We start from the raw sequence: 16,494 nt of genomic DNA, 5'->3' as shown, positions 1-16,494 counted from the left end.
TTACTTTATTATGCTTTAAATGTACATAATGTTTTTTACACTTTTGTAAAATTAAGTTGATTTTTTCATTATTAACAGTAAAAAAATTTATATACACCTATATAAATTAAATTTTTAGATAAATGAATACCTATTTACTCTATTATTTTATTGCATATAATTAATTTTTTATAATTTACTAAAAATAAAAGTTGCATAACTATTCATTTAGTTATGCAACTTTTATTATATATATTTAATGTCTAAGTATTCCACTATCACCTAATTTTTTAACAAGTTTCTCTGTTGATTTACTAGTAACCCCTTTTAACGTTATTCCACAAATTAGTGAAACTATCATATAAATAGATAATATAGCTATATCTTTAATTAATATAGGATATACTATTCCTGCCATGATTTGTCTCATACCGTTTATAGCATAAGTAAATGGTAAGTATGGAAATACTTTTTGGAATAATACAGGTGTAACTTCTATTGGAAAGTTTCCACTTGTCCCTGCAATTTGTAACACTAATATAATTACTATAATAGCTTTTCCAACATCATCCATCAAACTTCCTGCAGTATATATAATCGTCATAAATACTATACTAACAAATATTGTATAAAAAACATACATAACTGGATGCAATGTATAACTACCTAATAATACTAAAACTCCTATACTTGCTACAATTGATTGGCATATTGCAAGTGATAAAAATAATAATAATTTTCCTAAATATATTTCATAATCTTTGAATTTTATCTCTTCATCAAATTTAGGTGCTTGTAAAGACATTAATGCTGAAGATAATAACCCTCCTACCCATAAACATAATATAGTATAAAATGGTGTAGCAGTTGAGCCATAATTAGGCCACGGAAATAATCTATTATCTTCTATTTCAACTGGACTAGATAAAAAATTACTTTGACTTTCCCAATCATTAGTTACCATATCCAATATCGCATCAATTTGATCTTTTTCATCTAATCTTCTAAGTTTATAAGCTAATTTGTGTATTTTTTCTTCAATATCTGGAAAATCATCTTTTAGCTTAACTAATTGTTCATTAGATAAATTAGATATTTCCGTAAAATTATTTAATAAATTTTCAACATCTGGTAATATATCTTTTCCTTGTTCTAATAATACTAATCCACTATCTGATATATCTCTAATAGACTTAAATCCTTGCTCTACCTCTGGTACAAGTTGTGAATCATAATCATCTACAAAAGTAGCAACTAATGAATGTACATCATCTAATATTTTTCCAGCATCTTTAATAGCTGGAATATCTAATCTTCCCTCATCTTCTATTTTTTGAGCTTCTTCTTTGGACCTGTCAATAACAACATCTAACCTATCATCAATAGTATTTAATTTATCAATACTATTTGAAATTTCTCTACTAAGTTTTTTTAAATCTTTTTGCACACTTTTTAGATATTTTAAATCCTTTTTATTAGCCGCCTCTTCTTTAGCTGCTTCTTCTGGATTTTCATTTGATGTTTCCTTTAATTTTATATCTATATCAGTAAGATTATCTATATATGATCTCATTTCTTTTAACTGAGTTTTAGTGGTTTTAATAACTTTCTTTAATGAATCTGCTGAATTACCAATCTCTATAAAACTTTTTTGAGCAACTTCAGGTAATATATTCTCATCTATATTTCTTAACATTACACTTGAAGCATCTAATGCATTTTCTGACATAACTAATTTATCTTCAATTAATGGAGACATATCAGCAAGATTTCCTTCTATTTGATTCAATGAAGATTGACTACTATTTATAAACTGAGTTGTAGCGTCAATTGTATCAGATACTATTGGTACAATTTCATCTGCTTTTTGCAATAATTTAGTCATGCTTATAGTTCCTTCTATTGCATCATCTAAATCTTTTCTTAAATCCGGCATATCTTCATCTAATTCATATATAGCATCAATAATTCTTCTAAGTTTTGGTCGATTTTCTTCTCCATCTAATCCTGTATCATTACATATCCTAAGCATTGCTCCTGATATAGTTTTTGTAACATTATCATCAATTTGTCCTTTTAATGCTTTTATTCCTGCATCAGTCATTTTAGGTGCTATTACATTTTTCTTTTCATTTACAGTATATTTTAGCTTTGGTTTTTCAACTTCTTTACCTGTAACAGTAATAACATCTTCTGAAAAATCCTCTGGTATTTCAATAGTTGCATAATATTTTTCTTCTAATAAACCTTTCTTTGCAGTTTCTTTATCAACAAAAGTCCAACCTAGTTTATCATTTTCTTTTAATTTTTCAACTAAATCTTCACCTAAATTTATATCTCTTTCCTTAAATACAGTTCCTTTATCCTCATTAATAATAGCTACTTTAATTCCTTTTGTGCTAGAATATGGATCCCATGATGCCTTTATATTAACTAGCGAATATAAAGATGGAACTATTATAAGTACTATCATCATAGTTAGTGCCGCCCAATTAGTAGCTATTGTAACCATATCTCTTTTGTAAATTCTAAATATATTCTTCATATTTATTACCTCTGTCATCCAAATATATAAAGTGATTCTTAAGCACTCATTATTTGACTTTCTTTTAACTTTTCACCAAACTTTTTACTTCTTTTATTCATTGTTTTTCTAAATAATAATCCAATAATAAGTGATACAAACATAAATATACATAATATAATCGTATCTTTTAAAAGCACAGAATACACTATACCAGCCATTATTTGTCTCATTCCACTTATTGCATATGTGAATGGCAAATATGAAAACATCTTTTGAAATACTTCTGGATTAACTTCTATTGGGAAATTTCCACTTGTTCCTGCAACTTGTATTACTAATAATACTACACCAAACATTATTCCTGCATTTCCAAAAACACTAACAGCAGTATAGATTATAATCATAAATACAATACTTACAAATATAGTATATAAAATAAATAATATTGGATGCATTGAATAACTTCCTAAAAGTACTAAAGCTCCTACACTTGCTATTATCGCTTGTCCTACTCCTATCAATAAAAAGAATAACATTTTACCAAAATATACTTCATAGGATTTAAATTCTTGTCCATCTTCAAATGGATGTGCCTTTGTTCCTAGAATAATTGATAACATATATCCACCAATCCATAAACATAAAACTGTATAAAATGGTGTAGTTGCTGAACCATAGTTGGGCCATGGAAATAATCTATTATCCTCTATCTCAACTGGGCTAGCTAAGAAATTACTTTGTGATTCCCAATCATTTGTTATCATATCAAACATTTCGTTAAATTTATCATCTTCATCATACTCTCTAAATTTATCAGCTAATTCATGTACTTTATCCTTAAATTCTGGGAATTTATCTTTTAATTTTACTAATTCATCAGTAGATAAATTTGCAAAATCTTCGGATACACTTAATATCTCTTCAACATTTGGCAAGGTTTCTCTTCCTAATTTCAACACTTCTGATACATTATCTGATATAATTTTTATTGAATCAAATCCATCCTCAATAGCTGGTACAATCTCTGAATCATAACTATCTGTTATTTCAGTTACTTCCTTATGAATATCATCTATTACACTTTTTATATCTCCAATAACTTGAGTATCTAGTTGTTTTCCATTATCCAATTCTTCAACTTCTTCATCTGCTCTATCCTTAACAACACTAAGTCTTTCACTTATATTATCTAATTTATCTGTAATTTTAGTGATTTTTCTACTGATGTCTTTTATATTACTTTGTATACTTTTTAATGAATTAAGTTGTTTCTTTATTTCAGATGATTCATCTTTATTTTCAAAATCTATAGTAAATTTTGAAAAATCTATTCTACCTATTTTATCTAACATTTTTTTTATATTTTTAAGTGAAGATGCACTATCATGAGTTAAAGTACTTCCCGTTTCAGCAGATTCTGAAAGTGCTATTAATGTTTTCTTATAAACTTCAGGAATTATGTTTTCTTGAAGATTTTGAAGCTGAACACTTGTAGTATCAAGTAACTTTTCTGATATAATTAAATCTTCTTTTATTGTTGGTGATATCTCTGATAATTCACCTTGTAACTTATCAGAAAATATTTGAGTATTTTCTACAAGCTCATCAGTTAAATCTATTGTAGTAGATACATTTGGAAGTATTTCATTTATCTTTACAACTAAATCTGATAGTTTTCCTGTTCCATCTATTGATTTATCTAATAAAGATTCAAGTTCTGGTATGTTTTCCTCTAATTCATATATTTGATCTATTGTTCTCCTATATTCAGGTCTATTCTTATCTAATTCAATACCAAATTCATTACAAGCTCTAAAGAGAATTCCTGAAACTGTCTTAACAACCTTATCATCAATTTGATTTTTTATATTTTTAACTTTTGAATCTGTAATTTTAGGAGCTATTGCATTTTTCTTTTCATTTACAGTATATATTAGTTTAGGTTTTTTTACATTTTTTTCTGATAATGTAGTAACATTTTCAGAAAAATTCTCTGGTATTTCAACAGTTGCATAATATTTTTCATATAATAATCCATTTTGGGCGTTATCTTTATCTACAAATATCCAATCCGCCTCATTATTATCTTTTAATTTATCTACTAATTCATTACCTAAGTTTATATCCACATCTTTAAAAGTCGAACCTTTGTCTTCATTTATAATCGCTATCTTAATTCCACTTGTATTTGAATATGGATCCCATGATGCTTTTATATTAACTAATGAATAAAATGATGGAATAACCATAAGTCCTAACATTACAACTATTGCTACCCAATTTGTAAATGTATTAACTACATCCCGTTTAAAAATTCTTATTATATTCTTCATGATGCTTATTTGTTAGAATTTATAATACATAGTATAAATTCTAATCTAATCCCCCCTCTATACTTATTATATAGATAATAAATTCTTTATCGATTTGTTAAAATTCATAATACATCCTAATTAAAGTTTTTAACTCTTTTATTATTATAAAGGAATTTTTAACTCTTTTAAATAGCTTTAGGCATATGAAAATAAATAACAACTCCAAAGTTCCAATAAATTTTTTCTCTCAAACAATGATATTAATTGTCCTCACAGCGTGCCTATTATGTCAATTTTATACATAGCATAATTTAAATTAGGATGGCAAATTAACTTATTCTTTTTGACTGTACCTTAATTCTTTATAAATATCTTAAAAATACAACTTTATAAATACTTAACTCATATTTGTAATAATTAAAAAATAAATTATTACATGCATTTTAATTAATTGTATAAAATGACTATAAGTCATTTTATGCTTAATTGCAAGTCAAGAATACGTTTTCTGAAATATTTTTTTATTCTATAAATAAAGATACTATACATATAATATTCTTATTTTATATGTATAGTATCTTTATATAATATATTATTAGATTATATTAAATATCCTTTTATACTTTGTTTATACCAATCCCTTGATAATAAAGAAAATAATAGGAATAAATAAAGATGTTAATAAGTTTAAAACTTTTATTTTCTTTATTTTTAATATATTTAATCCTGAACTTAATATCAAAATCCCACCAATTATTGATATTTCATTTAATAAATCAGCCGTTATATATACTGATACCATATTTGCAGATAAATAAATTAAACCCTGCCATAAAAATAATATAATTGATGAAATCATTATCCCTATACCAAAATTTGAAGCTAAAACAATTGAAGTAATTCCATCCAATATAGAGTTGGTATATAGTAATGTATTATCTCCTTTTAAAGCACTTTCAAGTGGACCTAAAATTGATAATGTTCCTACACAAAATAATAATACTGCTGTAGATAATCCTTCTACTAAATTATTTTTAGAAAATTTCGATGTAACACTATTAACTTTATTCTCTAAATCAAGTTTTTGGCCAATAAGTCCGCCTAATGCAATACTAATAATAAATAAAACATGATAATTACTTTTAGGAATACAATTAACAGCTGAACTAATACCAATAACACTAGCTGATAAGCCAATTGCTTGTAGCATTATATCCTTATATTCTTCTTTTATTCCTTTTTTAAAAGCTGCACCTAAAATACTCCCACCAATAATAGAAATACAATTTACAGTTGTTCCTATCACTTTATCACCTCCAGTTATTTATGTTAAAAATTATAAAGTATCCAGTAACTGGAGAGTCAACATTAATTTATCAATATTTGAATTTCTGTTACAAACTCTGACTTCTCAGTAGTTAATCCAAAATCAATAAGTGTTATTTCTACTGAATCATCTATAATTGTATATCCCTTTTCTTCAATATATTTTAATATCTTATCATAGTATACTGGAGAACATTTATGAGTTCCATTAAAACGAATAGTAACATAAATACCTTTAGGTAATACTTTTGTTAATTTTTTATTATATCTTTCACCTTCTGTAAATGAAAAAATCGAATCATATTCATCAAAAATTCTATTTTTCAAATTCTGCTTAGAAATCGATATTCCTACTTTTCCATTAAAAATAGAAGCATTTTTTCTAGATTTATTTTCTAAATTTCTTATAGATAATTCTAAATCTTTATTTGACTTTATTTTCTGTTTTAGTAAGACGATAGTCCGTTCATTGAATTCAATCTCCTGAATTACATCTAATTTTTCATATTGTCTTGCATAATTAATTTGATTTAATCTATTTTTAATTTTATGTTTTATAACTTGTAATTCTTTTATCTTTTTCTCTGTAATTTCTTTTTGTTTTTTTAACAGTTCAGTAATATTGTCAATACTACGCTCCTTTAAATGAAAACTTATTGTGTTTAGAGACATTCCAAGTGCTTTTAAATAAATTATTGTGTTTAACTGTTCAAATTGCTCTGTTGAATAATATCTATAATTATTGGTTTTATCTATAAATATTGGATTAAATAAGCCAATTTCATCGTAATATCTTAATGTTTTTATATTAATATTAAACAACTTTGATATTTCTCCAATTGTAAATAAATCCTTCATATACTTCTTCTCCTAATTGTTTAAATAATTTAACCATATGTAAATTTCCTATTTTTTAATTAAAATGTTTTATAATGCAAAAAAACTACTACACGATTTAGTTATCTTTAATAAATAATCGTGTGGTAGTTTTAAATTCTTTAATTAGTTAAAATTCTGTAAACAATGCAGGTAACGGGACTTGAACCCGTACATCACTGAGACACACGCCCCTCAAACGTCTTTTGGCTTATGTGCTTACAAATTACCTGCATTACCTTAGTTGACACTCGTCTAATAGATAAATAGTCTACTCGTTTGTAAACAATAGTACACTAATGTAAATTAAATGTCAATGAGAAATGGTTAAGAATAATTTGCTTACTCATAGCCTATAAAAATGTTGTAACAAAAGTGTACCAAAAATCAAAAGCACTTTGTTACAGCCTGTAGGGTTGATTATATCTAGCTTTAGAACAAGTTTATTGAAATTGGAAATAAAAAACATTTACACTTTTTGTTACACCTCTAAAGTATTGATATTACTGCCTTTATACTATATATAATATATAATGTAACAATAATTATAATATTATATTATATATATAGAAAGAATATATATCTTATTATTATATAAAGTTGCAAGCATATATTTTTTATTTTTGTTACAGATGATAATATTACCCTATAGGCTAGTAATACTAAGGCTTACAAGTGTAACAAATAGGGTAAAACTTTTGTTACAAAAGACCTCCATTTTTGTTACAAACCTAATTTAATCCTAATGGAATATAAAAATAAGGCTTGAAATTAATCAAACCTTACTCCTCATCTTCTACATATTCAACTAAATCAGAAATATCGCATTTTAAATATTTACATATTTTAGATAAATGTTCTGGAACCAAATATTTATATTTTTCATTACAATATGCAGAAATAGTTGCTAATCTTATTCCTGTATCTTCTGATAATTGTTTTCTAGTTATCCTTTTTTCTGCAAGTAATATATGTAGTCTCATATTAATCATAATATCAACTCCTTAGCTTCATTATACTATATAACGCTATAGTTATAAATATTTTCACCTTTTAAATAGCGTTTTACGAGTTGTGTATATCGTAAAATAGTTGTATAATTATATTAGAGAAATAAATATTTAAGGGGTGGTTAAATGAACGAACTAATTAAAATTACTACTAATGAAAAAGGAGATCAACTTGTATCTGCTAGAGAGTTATATGAATTCTTAGGTATAGATGAAGGAAAAGGACATTATTCACGTTGGATAAAAAAACAATTGGAATTAGTTGATGCTGAAAAAAATATTGATTATTCTCCTTTAAAGGCGAAAACCTCTAATGTAGGAGGACGACCAACAATTGAATATATTTTGACAATTGAAATAGCAAAAGAAATTTGTATGATAGCAGGTATAGCACCAAATGCAAATGAAGAAACTAAAAAATTAAGTAAACAAGCAAGAAAATACTTTATAGCTTGTGAAAAAGAAATGAAAGCCTTAGCTGAAAAAAATTATTATTTAAAACTTGAAAACTATAAATTAAAACTAGAACAATATGAGCACGAAAATAAATTTCTACAAGATAAAGCTAAATTATCTGAAGGTCTATTATATGCACATAACACAATCAATGCTGAACATGGTGTTGGACAATCCTATATGCCACAAATAATAATAGATATATTAAAAGCAACTAAAGATAATGCTATTCTAAAAGAAGATGATAAATTTTACTATTTAAATGTTGAAAACGTAAAAAATGAATATGTAAAATATGAAATAAAGCCTAAAAGATTTAAAGACTTATTAGAAGCACTAGGAGGTTGCAAAACTTCAATTTATATAACTGGAAGGAATAAAAGAAACTATAGATATGAATGTTATGCAGCACCAAAATACTTAGTGGATTGTAAATTATAAAATTTAAGGAGATGTTATAAATTGAAGATAATTACATATATAATGAAGGAATTTTTAAAACAAGATTATATACCCATATCTTTTTGCTTATAGGATCCTTAAGAGTAGCTAATCTGCTCTTTTTTATTTTGCATAAAAATAAGACCAAGAATTATTTGATACAATTCCTCCTGGTCCTACATTAAATATACTGAACAGATAAAAAATATAGCAAAAAGTTGTATTAAATAATCTGCTGCTCCTCTAGTTTTTAACTTTCTTAGTCCAAAATATCGTTTGTAGAATGGATATAAATATGGTGTTCCCATTCTTGTAAAACTATCTGCTATTAAGTGTAATGCATAGTTAATAAACCATACTAACCCTACTGGAATACTAAAAATGCTTATAGCAGCTGTACTTATAGTTAAAAATAAAAGTGAATGTGTTATAGTCCTATGCTTTAGACCTAAATAAAAGTCCCAATCTGGAACAACACTTCCTAATATTCCTATAGCACTTATTGGCTCGATTGCTATTAATGGAATTGTAGTGGCTAAACCTATTGCTGTATGAGTTCTTTTCATCATCTTTAAATCACCTACTTAAGTATATGATAAGTAGAAATTTATTTTTTATTCTATAAAAAAAGAAAGCTAAAACTTAAAGTAATAGCTCTCTAAAATAAAATTATGCAATTATTTTTTGTACTATAGCCAAATCTCTTCTACTTATATCTTTAGCTTTTAGCATAGTGTAAATAGCATGTGCATCATTCTTAAATTTTTTATGTTCATATTGCTTAACATTTCTATTAAGATATTCCCTAATAGCTGTTATTTGTTGTCTATTAAGTTCTTTAGCCTTTAGTTTATCGTGGAATGACTTGTAAGTATAGTTATAAGCCTGCTCAACTTTTAAAGGTCTTATCTTATTCCTGTTCATTTGCTCTACTACCATTTCAGCAGAAATATTTTTAACTGGTAGTGTTTTTAACTTTAATGTTCCCCAATTAATGAATAATTTTATTGCTATTGGCAATACTAATAATGTTATTATTGTTGACATAATGTCACCCTCCTCATTTATGTTTTGCATATCGCTTAAGCGTTGGTTTTGTGTGATTGGTTATCTTAAGTAATATGTAGTCTAAAATGTTGGATAAGATGTTGTGTTAGCTGTTGCATTAAATGTAGGGGAATATATGTGTCCCCTACAATACAACTTTTATAAGTGTTGGTATCCCTATGTTTAACCAACTCAATAAAATAAGAGTATGCTGTAATAAATAAAATTTAGAATAATAAGGATTGCAAATTATTGTAGCGTAAATCTGTATATATTACATCAAAGTTGGACGAGTTATATCTTATATCATTTAAAGTCGGTCTTGATATTATGACGATTGGAAAAGTCCCATAACATTGTTTTTGAAGTGTTCCTTCTCTATATAATTTTTCATAAAGCTGCATTTTTATATTTGAAGTGTAATGAGTGTAATCTACTTCTAATATAATAAAGTATATATTATTTTCTAAAGTGAACTCTATATAGGCATCTGGTCTAATGAGTCCTTTTAAATATTGAGGTTGGAGTTTTATGTGGCGTATTTCTCCACCTCTTTTCTTTATTACCTTTAGAAAATCATAAACCAATAAATCATGATCCTTAAGCTTTTTCTCTTGATAGTATACTTTTTCTCTAGAAAACTGACTTATATAACTCTTTAATATTTCCATATCTTCTAACTGTTTAAGCCTTCTTCTACAACTTTCATATGTTCCATTAAAAAATAGTTCTGTAGCTTGTGTTACTGAAATAGCTTTATAATCTTCTATCCATCTTAAGACTTGTCTATCCCTCTCTGTTAGCATTATTTATATCCTCCAAACTTATTACACCTTTACGTTTTCTTTGCTTTTGTACAGGCTTAATATCTTCTACTGGTACATCTATAATAGTTGGAGCTTCTATCATTAGTATTTGGCCATTTTCTTTTTTTATATTTAATATTTCAGCTTTTTCTTCTTCAGTAGGTATTCTAATTTCAGGAACATATTTATTTAATATAACAAAATCATCATCTATAAATGGTACTTTAATATTTGTTTCACCATTAGATCCACAAACAATACACTCACCTTTTTTTAACTTCATAGCATTATTAGAATTAATCACATTTTGAGAATCTATAATAGAGTTTTGATGAAATGTTATTCTAGTCATTTGTGATTTAACATCAGTATTTAAGTTGGTTGCTGTAGTTCTTTGTAATGCTCCTATAAGATGCACTCCTACGCTGCGACCTGCTTTAACTACTTGCCACAATTCTTCCCATACTGGCAATTCCATCAACTCTGACATTTCTTCACAAACTAAGACTACTCTTTTCATTTTTTTATTTTTAAAGTGCTTGTTCCATTGAGTTATATTTCTTATTCCATGTGTTTTAAATAAATTAGACCTTTCATCTATTTTCTTTTTAACCTTGTTAATAGCTATTGATAGTTCTATTTGATTATAAGCTACCATTTTTACTGGAATGCAATCTTCAAATGAACTTATTTCTCCCTTTATTAGCTGCGTAAGATATAATTCTATATTTTTAGAACTGTTATATATTAAATTTGTTAGTATGCTTGATAATAACATTGATTTTCCGTAACCTGTCGCTCCTGCAATTAATAACATTGGATGTTCATCTAAATTTAAAAAATATGGTTGTCCTTTATAATCTCTTCCTATATAAAGCTGATTTTCTCTACATTTAACTGGTTCAAAATAGAATTTAGCAATATCTTTATTGACTGCATATAGTTTTATATCATTATTAAATTTATCTTTTTCTATATTTACTATTGAATTTAAATTACATTCTAATATATTTAATTTGCTTTCTAAATGCTCTATACTTAAGCCTTTAACATTGCTTAAATGTGCTATATAACCATAATTTCTAGGTTCTATTTTATATATTTTAAAGGTTTCATCATTTTTATTTTTTATCCCTGTAGCATCCATTATCTCATTAAAACTCTGTTTAAATTGACGTTCATCTTTTGTGTTAACCCAGTTCCACGCATATGTTCCAGCTATGGCTAGTCCAAGTTCTACTAACATTTTTTAACCTTCTTATTATTGCTTTCTAAAACTTTCGTAATTCCTAATGTGACTACACCCGCATACATTACAAAACCTTCAAATGCTCCCATATTAAAAGCATTTCCTAATGTTCTACATTGTGTGTATATGAGATTAAATAATCTAATATCTAAATCAAACATAAAATCCTCCTAAAAATCAAATCCATCATACTCATTATTTTTATCATCTTTTTTAATGTCTTTTTTCATTTCCTTTTCTAATAAATCCTTAACATAGATACTTGGAGATCTCTTGGAATTCAAAAAAATATATAACTCTTCTTCTGATTTTTTAAAACTTATAGGAATCTTCATTCTCCCCAAATCCTCCTTCCAATAGCTGCATAAGCATTTGCATTTGCATAAAAACAATTATTACTTATTTGAGTCTGTGGAATACGTTTTTTAAATGCTCTATATAACTTATTTGCACCACCACCAACAAGAGTAATGTTATTCGTCTTAAGAGAGTAATCTACTTGTATTCGTCTTACAATGCTTTCTACGAACTCCTTATAAATATCCATAGAAAATTTCTGCCTTTCTCCATAAATATATAAGCCGTTTTTAATAATTCTATCTGCATCTACTGGTAAAAGATCTAAACCATATTCAGCATTAATACAATTAATAAACTCAGATTCTAAGTTTAAGATACCCTTAGGAAGCGAATAAGGTTGCACTATCTTTCTCTTTCTGCCCTCTTTAACTACTAAGCATATATCTGTAGTACCTCCTCCAATATCTACAACTATTCCTGTATAATCTACTGGAACACTTACAGCCCCTTCTGGTTGTACTTCAATGTCTTTAACTATCTTACTTTGTAATATTCTATTAATTAAATATCCCTTATCAGCTTTATATTGACTTAAAGGTAAACCAACCACTATTTTATTTTCTTTTTCAGTAGTGCTCTTTAAAATTGCTCCTAATAATAAATATAAGTAACTTTCTTTATATGCTTTTCTATACTCTGTATCACATTCTCCTTCTCCTAAATACATTGTTTTACTTCCTATAGTTACTGGATCATTAGCTAATATTCCTGGAATACTTGATACTTTTGATATAAAACTAATCCCAGTTGATGTTTTTGTATAATAATTGCCTACATCTACACCTAAAATCATAATCATTTTTACTCCTTTTTGATCTCTTTGTTATATATGTATGCATGATTTTCTTAAAAGTTTCCTAATTTTCTATTTTATTAATAAAACTTTCTATAAAATAGAAAAGAGAATGAAGTTTTTATTCTTCATCCTCTAAATAAACTATATCTTCAGTTTTTAAATTTAACTTTTTAGCTATTTTTAATATTGTTTCCATTCCTGGTTGACTAGAATTATTTTCCCACTTATTATAATTAGCTGAACTTACTTGTATATATTTTGCGAAATCCTTTTGCTTTTTATATCCTAATTTTAATCTTATTTCTAATAATCTATTTTTAACCCCCATAATACCACCTCTAGAATAATTTTACTATATTTTGTTAATAATTTCTATGAGGTAATAATATTGCATAAGAGTTTTATTAGAATAGATTTAGCTATCTTATTAACATTAACATGTATTTTAACTACGTTTTTAGGTAATTATTTGACAAAATTTATTGTAAATGTAATAATTTTGATAAATAATATTTAGGAGTGATAACATGAAAAAAATATTAATGAAAATTTTTAGTATACTATTTATAAGTTGTATCTTATTTTCAACCAATGCTTTCGCCGGAACTTGGATACAACACCAAGGGAATGAAGGATGGGTTAATGGTGTTTATTATGGAGGATGGAACTATTTAAATGATGATGGTACTTGTGCAGAAAATTGTTGGAAATATATAAATGGAAATTGGTATTATTTCGGAATTGGTGATGCCTGTGCTTATACTGGACTTAAAACTATAGGTGATAAAGATTATTATTTTGATTCTATAAATTGCGATATGAAGCATGACCAGTATGTTAGAATTGGGAACGGTAGACATGCAGCTATGGCATGGGCTTGTAGTGATGGACATATAGATTATAGTAATACCACTTTTCAAGACTATGTAAAATAAAACTAAAGCAGTAAGTAAAGTTAATTCTTTACCTACTGCTTATTTATTTCCTTACATTTAATTTTCACTTATTCTTATACTTCTTGGTTTATTAGTATCTTTATAAATATATCCTTTTTCCTCTAATCTTTTAATATATCCATATACTGTCGAAGTAGATGTAAGACCTGATATTTCACATATTTCTCTTACTGTTGGAGATATTTTTTCCTTTTCTATAAAATCTCTAATAATATTGAATATTTCCTTTTGTTTTCCTGTTAACATAGTTTTTCCCCTTTTAATATTTCAGAATATCTTTAAAAACAAATTCGTTTATATATTTCTCTTAACTTAATTATATAAATCAATTACAATTTTTGCTTAATAGTTTTTTATAACCCTTTTATAGCATTCTTTATTTTTAATGCTTCCTCCATTTTAGTTCTTACTATTACTTTTTGTTCTGGCTTTAATCTTCTAAATTTTAAAGCAAAATCTAAAGCATCCATTGTAGATTCTGTACCATTTTGTTTTCCTATTTCAAATCCTAAAAGATAAATTTTTGCCCATGTCATTTCCTTTGAATGATTGCATTCCATTTCTATACCTTTGAATGCTGACAATAATTCTATCATTTCATCAGATAATATTTGTTGTTTCATTGCTAGATCAATTAATTCTTTAGTGTTCATATGCTATCCTCCAACATATCATTTATATTTAACTAACAATATGCTATAATAGAGATATGTTAAATGAACTCTACTATAACTAAGAACTCATTATTGATTGGTAGTCGTATGAGTTCTTTTTTATTTGTCATATTTACATAATACTACAATTTGTACAAGTTTTCCATAAAAAGAAAAGGGTAGCAAATAAGATTTTTCCTATCTGCTACCCTTCGTTTTCTGATTTTATGTGTAATCTAGCCACACATATTATATCATATTTAATTGATTAATGTTCAGAATTATATATTCCATATAAAGCCATATTTACTCTAGCTCTACATCTTTTATTTAATCCTTCGCTGTATTTACCATTAGCTTTATTCCATTGCATTATATATGTCTCTATAGCATTTTGATTTCCACTAACTAATGCTTTCCATGTGTTTCCTCCAATTAGAGCTCCTGTTCCTGCATTATAAGCTATATCAACCATACAATCAAATCTACATTGTGATATCCGAGTATCTCCTAAAGCATTTTTAATTTTTTCAGCACACTTATTTACTTCATCTTTTAGCCATTGAGTGGCTTGGTCTTTAGTACATGTAGATTCAATTCCTTTTAAAAAAGCAGATGGATTAGCAGTTTTAGTTGTTCCATATCCAATAGTAAGATAAGTATCTGTTTTACCATATCCATCATAATAAGCACATTCAAAAAAATCTTCCCAACCTTTGATAAATTCTATTAAAGAGTTGCTAACTAAAGACTTTTCTTCTATCCATGCCCCTTCTTTATTAAATTCATATTCTTTTCCTTCTATAGTGTAAGTGCCATCACGATACATTTCCCCTTTGTAACCTGTAGAATTAGGCTCTAGGTAAAACCATTTGCCACTATAGGGACTCTTTAGCCATCCAGTAGCCATAGAACCATCATTATTTAAATAGTACCATCTACCATCTTTATCATGTAGCCATCCAGTTTGCATTACACCTTCATCATTTAAATAGTACCAAGTTTCATTATCTTCATACCATCCTTTTATAACTTTTCCATCTGAATCTTCTACACACCATTTCCAATTAGACATCTATATATTCCTCCTTCTCTTAATATAAAGAAAAAAGGTAGCTAAAAATGCTACCCTAAAATTACTCTTGTTTATTTAATTGTTTTTGTGGAAAATCTACTCCAGTAGTTTCTGGATTATTGCATACACCTAAAATAACTAAAATACTACAAACTAAATTAGCTGTAGCATTTAACCAATCTAAATCTATTTTTACTCCAAATTGTAAAAGTAATAAACCTATTAAACCTACCAAACTCATTAATGTTCCAGTGTTCTTAAACCTTTTTACATAATTATTCATTCAAATCCTTCTTTCTATTTTTCAATTTTATTTTTCAATTTTATTTTTTATTTCTTTTACATCTTCTTTTATGTCCTCAACAACATTAAACTTTTGTGCTAAAGTATCTAATAAATCTTGATATCTATTTTCTCTATTTCCTGTAGTTTTTAATACATATAGTAACAAGAAAACAAATAATGCATACCCTAACCCTTGGCTTAATGCCATTTGCATTAATTCATCCATATAACACCTTCCTTAGTTCAATTTTAAAAATGAGCAATAAAAACCTGCTAAGCAAAGTCAATACCTTTTTAACAAGTTTTTTGCTTTTTTGTATTAATAAAAATTTGCATA

At 26.5% G+C, this 16,494-nt stretch carries 20 protein-coding genes; 2 read left to right on the top strand and 18 right to left on the bottom strand.

The window, feature by feature from the left end:
• Positions 1–235: 235 nt before the first annotated feature.
• From KYD98_RS17340 to KYD98_RS17320, 5 genes are all read right to left on the bottom strand, one after another.
• Positions 236–2,524, bottom strand: a complete 2,289-nt coding sequence (locus tag KYD98_RS17340; protein ID WP_219781313.1) for a YhgE/Pip domain-containing protein — start codon at positions 2,522–2,524, stop codon at positions 236–238.
• A gap of 38 nt (positions 2,525–2,562) precedes the next feature.
• On the bottom strand, positions 2,563–4,839 hold the full coding sequence (locus KYD98_RS17335) for a YhgE/Pip domain-containing protein (protein WP_219781312.1): 2,277 nt from the start codon (positions 4,837–4,839) through the stop codon (positions 2,563–2,565).
• A gap of 610 nt (positions 4,840–5,449) precedes the next feature.
• On the bottom strand, positions 5,450–6,127 hold the full coding sequence (locus KYD98_RS17330; RefSeq protein ID WP_219781311.1) for a DUF554 domain-containing protein: 678 nt from the start codon (positions 6,125–6,127) through the stop codon (positions 5,450–5,452).
• 62 nt (positions 6,128–6,189) lie between these two features.
• Positions 6,190–7,005 carry a MerR family transcriptional regulator gene (locus KYD98_RS17325; RefSeq protein ID WP_219781310.1) on the bottom strand — a complete coding sequence of 272 codons (816 nt, stop codon included), beginning with the start codon at positions 7,003–7,005 and terminating at the stop codon, positions 6,190–6,192.
• Positions 7,006–7,805: 800 nt separating this feature from the next.
• Positions 7,806–8,015, bottom strand: coding sequence for a helix-turn-helix domain-containing protein (locus KYD98_RS17320; protein WP_219781309.1), 210 nt, complete (start codon positions 8,013–8,015; stop codon positions 7,806–7,808).
• 144 nt (positions 8,016–8,159) lie between these two features.
• Here KYD98_RS17320 and KYD98_RS17315 point away from each other — a divergent pair, with 144 nt between their 5' ends.
• Positions 8,160–8,930 (top strand): antA/AntB antirepressor family protein, encoded by a 771-nt coding sequence (locus KYD98_RS17315; protein ID WP_219781308.1) that lies wholly within the window; start codon positions 8,160–8,162, stop codon positions 8,928–8,930.
• A gap of 176 nt (positions 8,931–9,106) precedes the next feature.
• Here KYD98_RS17315 and KYD98_RS17310 read toward each other — a convergent pair whose 3' ends face one another.
• The 8 genes from KYD98_RS17310 to KYD98_RS17275 form a co-directional block, all read right to left on the bottom strand.
• Complete coding sequence (locus tag KYD98_RS17310; protein WP_258049902.1) at positions 9,107–9,499, bottom strand: metal-dependent hydrolase; 393 nt, start codon at positions 9,497–9,499, stop codon at positions 9,107–9,109.
• Positions 9,500–9,599: 100 nt separating this feature from the next.
• The gene (locus tag KYD98_RS17305; protein ID WP_219781307.1) at positions 9,600–9,977 is read right to left on the bottom strand and encodes a hypothetical protein; all 378 of its coding nucleotides are present in this window, start codon (positions 9,975–9,977) and stop codon (positions 9,600–9,602) included.
• 227 nt (positions 9,978–10,204) lie between these two features.
• Entirely contained in the window at positions 10,205–10,783 is a 579-nt protein-coding gene (locus KYD98_RS17300) for a hypothetical protein (protein WP_219781306.1), read from the bottom strand.
• A complete protein-coding gene (locus tag KYD98_RS17295) occupies positions 10,764–12,029 on the bottom strand; it encodes an FtsK/SpoIIIE domain-containing protein (protein WP_219781305.1) in 1,266 nt (421 codons plus the stop codon). The genes KYD98_RS17300 and KYD98_RS17295 overlap by 20 nt, the downstream gene beginning before the upstream one ends.
• On the bottom strand, positions 12,023–12,193 hold the full coding sequence (locus KYD98_RS17290) for a hypothetical protein (RefSeq protein WP_219781304.1): 171 nt from the start codon (positions 12,191–12,193) through the stop codon (positions 12,023–12,025). The genes KYD98_RS17295 and KYD98_RS17290 overlap by 7 nt, the downstream gene beginning before the upstream one ends.
• A 9-nt stretch (positions 12,194–12,202) precedes the next feature.
• Complete coding sequence (locus KYD98_RS17285; RefSeq protein WP_219781303.1) at positions 12,203–12,367, bottom strand: hypothetical protein; 165 nt, start codon at positions 12,365–12,367, stop codon at positions 12,203–12,205.
• On the bottom strand, positions 12,364–13,191 hold the full coding sequence (locus KYD98_RS17280; protein WP_219781302.1) for a ParM/StbA family protein: 828 nt from the start codon (positions 13,189–13,191) through the stop codon (positions 12,364–12,366). The genes KYD98_RS17285 and KYD98_RS17280 overlap by 4 nt, the downstream gene beginning before the upstream one ends.
• Positions 13,192–13,306: 115 nt before the next feature.
• The gene (locus KYD98_RS17275) at positions 13,307–13,516 is read right to left on the bottom strand and encodes a helix-turn-helix transcriptional regulator (protein ID WP_219781301.1); all 210 of its coding nucleotides are present in this window, start codon (positions 13,514–13,516) and stop codon (positions 13,307–13,309) included.
• 199 nt (positions 13,517–13,715) lie between these two features.
• Here KYD98_RS17275 and KYD98_RS17270 point away from each other — a divergent pair, with 199 nt between their 5' ends.
• On the top strand, positions 13,716–14,123 hold the full coding sequence (locus KYD98_RS17270) for a hypothetical protein (protein WP_219781300.1): 408 nt from the start codon (positions 13,716–13,718) through the stop codon (positions 14,121–14,123).
• 57 nt (positions 14,124–14,180) lie between these two features.
• On the opposite strand, the gene KYD98_RS17265 is transcribed toward KYD98_RS17270, so the two are convergent.
• The 5 genes from KYD98_RS17265 to KYD98_RS17245 all read right to left on the bottom strand — a co-directional run bounded on the left by KYD98_RS17265 (position 14,181) and on the right by KYD98_RS17245 (position 16,383).
• Positions 14,181–14,390 (bottom strand): LexA family protein, encoded by a 210-nt coding sequence (locus KYD98_RS17265; protein ID WP_219781299.1) that lies wholly within the window; start codon positions 14,388–14,390, stop codon positions 14,181–14,183.
• A gap of 107 nt (positions 14,391–14,497) precedes the next feature.
• Positions 14,498–14,797, bottom strand: coding sequence for a hypothetical protein (locus KYD98_RS17260; RefSeq protein WP_219781298.1), 300 nt, complete (start codon positions 14,795–14,797; stop codon positions 14,498–14,500).
• 268 nt (positions 14,798–15,065) lie between these two features.
• Positions 15,066–15,872: a lysozyme gene (locus KYD98_RS17255; protein ID WP_219781297.1), complete on the bottom strand. Its 807-nt coding sequence runs from the start codon at positions 15,870–15,872 to the stop codon at positions 15,066–15,068.
• Positions 15,873–15,933: 61 nt separating this feature from the next.
• The gene (locus KYD98_RS17250) at positions 15,934–16,155 is read right to left on the bottom strand and encodes a phage holin family protein (RefSeq protein WP_219781296.1); all 222 of its coding nucleotides are present in this window, start codon (positions 16,153–16,155) and stop codon (positions 15,934–15,936) included.
• A gap of 27 nt (positions 16,156–16,182) precedes the next feature.
• Positions 16,183–16,383: a BhlA/UviB family holin-like peptide gene (locus tag KYD98_RS17245; RefSeq protein WP_219781295.1), complete on the bottom strand. Its 201-nt coding sequence runs from the start codon at positions 16,381–16,383 to the stop codon at positions 16,183–16,185.
• Positions 16,384–16,494 lie beyond the last annotated feature (111 nt).

Origin of the sequence: Clostridium weizhouense (genome assembly GCF_019431045.1) — a bacterium.
Classification (GTDB): domain Bacteria; phylum Bacillota; class Clostridia; order Clostridiales; family Clostridiaceae; genus Clostridium; species Clostridium weizhouense.
The sequence above is the reverse complement of the archived record's forward strand: the minus strand, read 5'-3'. Positions and strand labels throughout refer to the sequence as shown.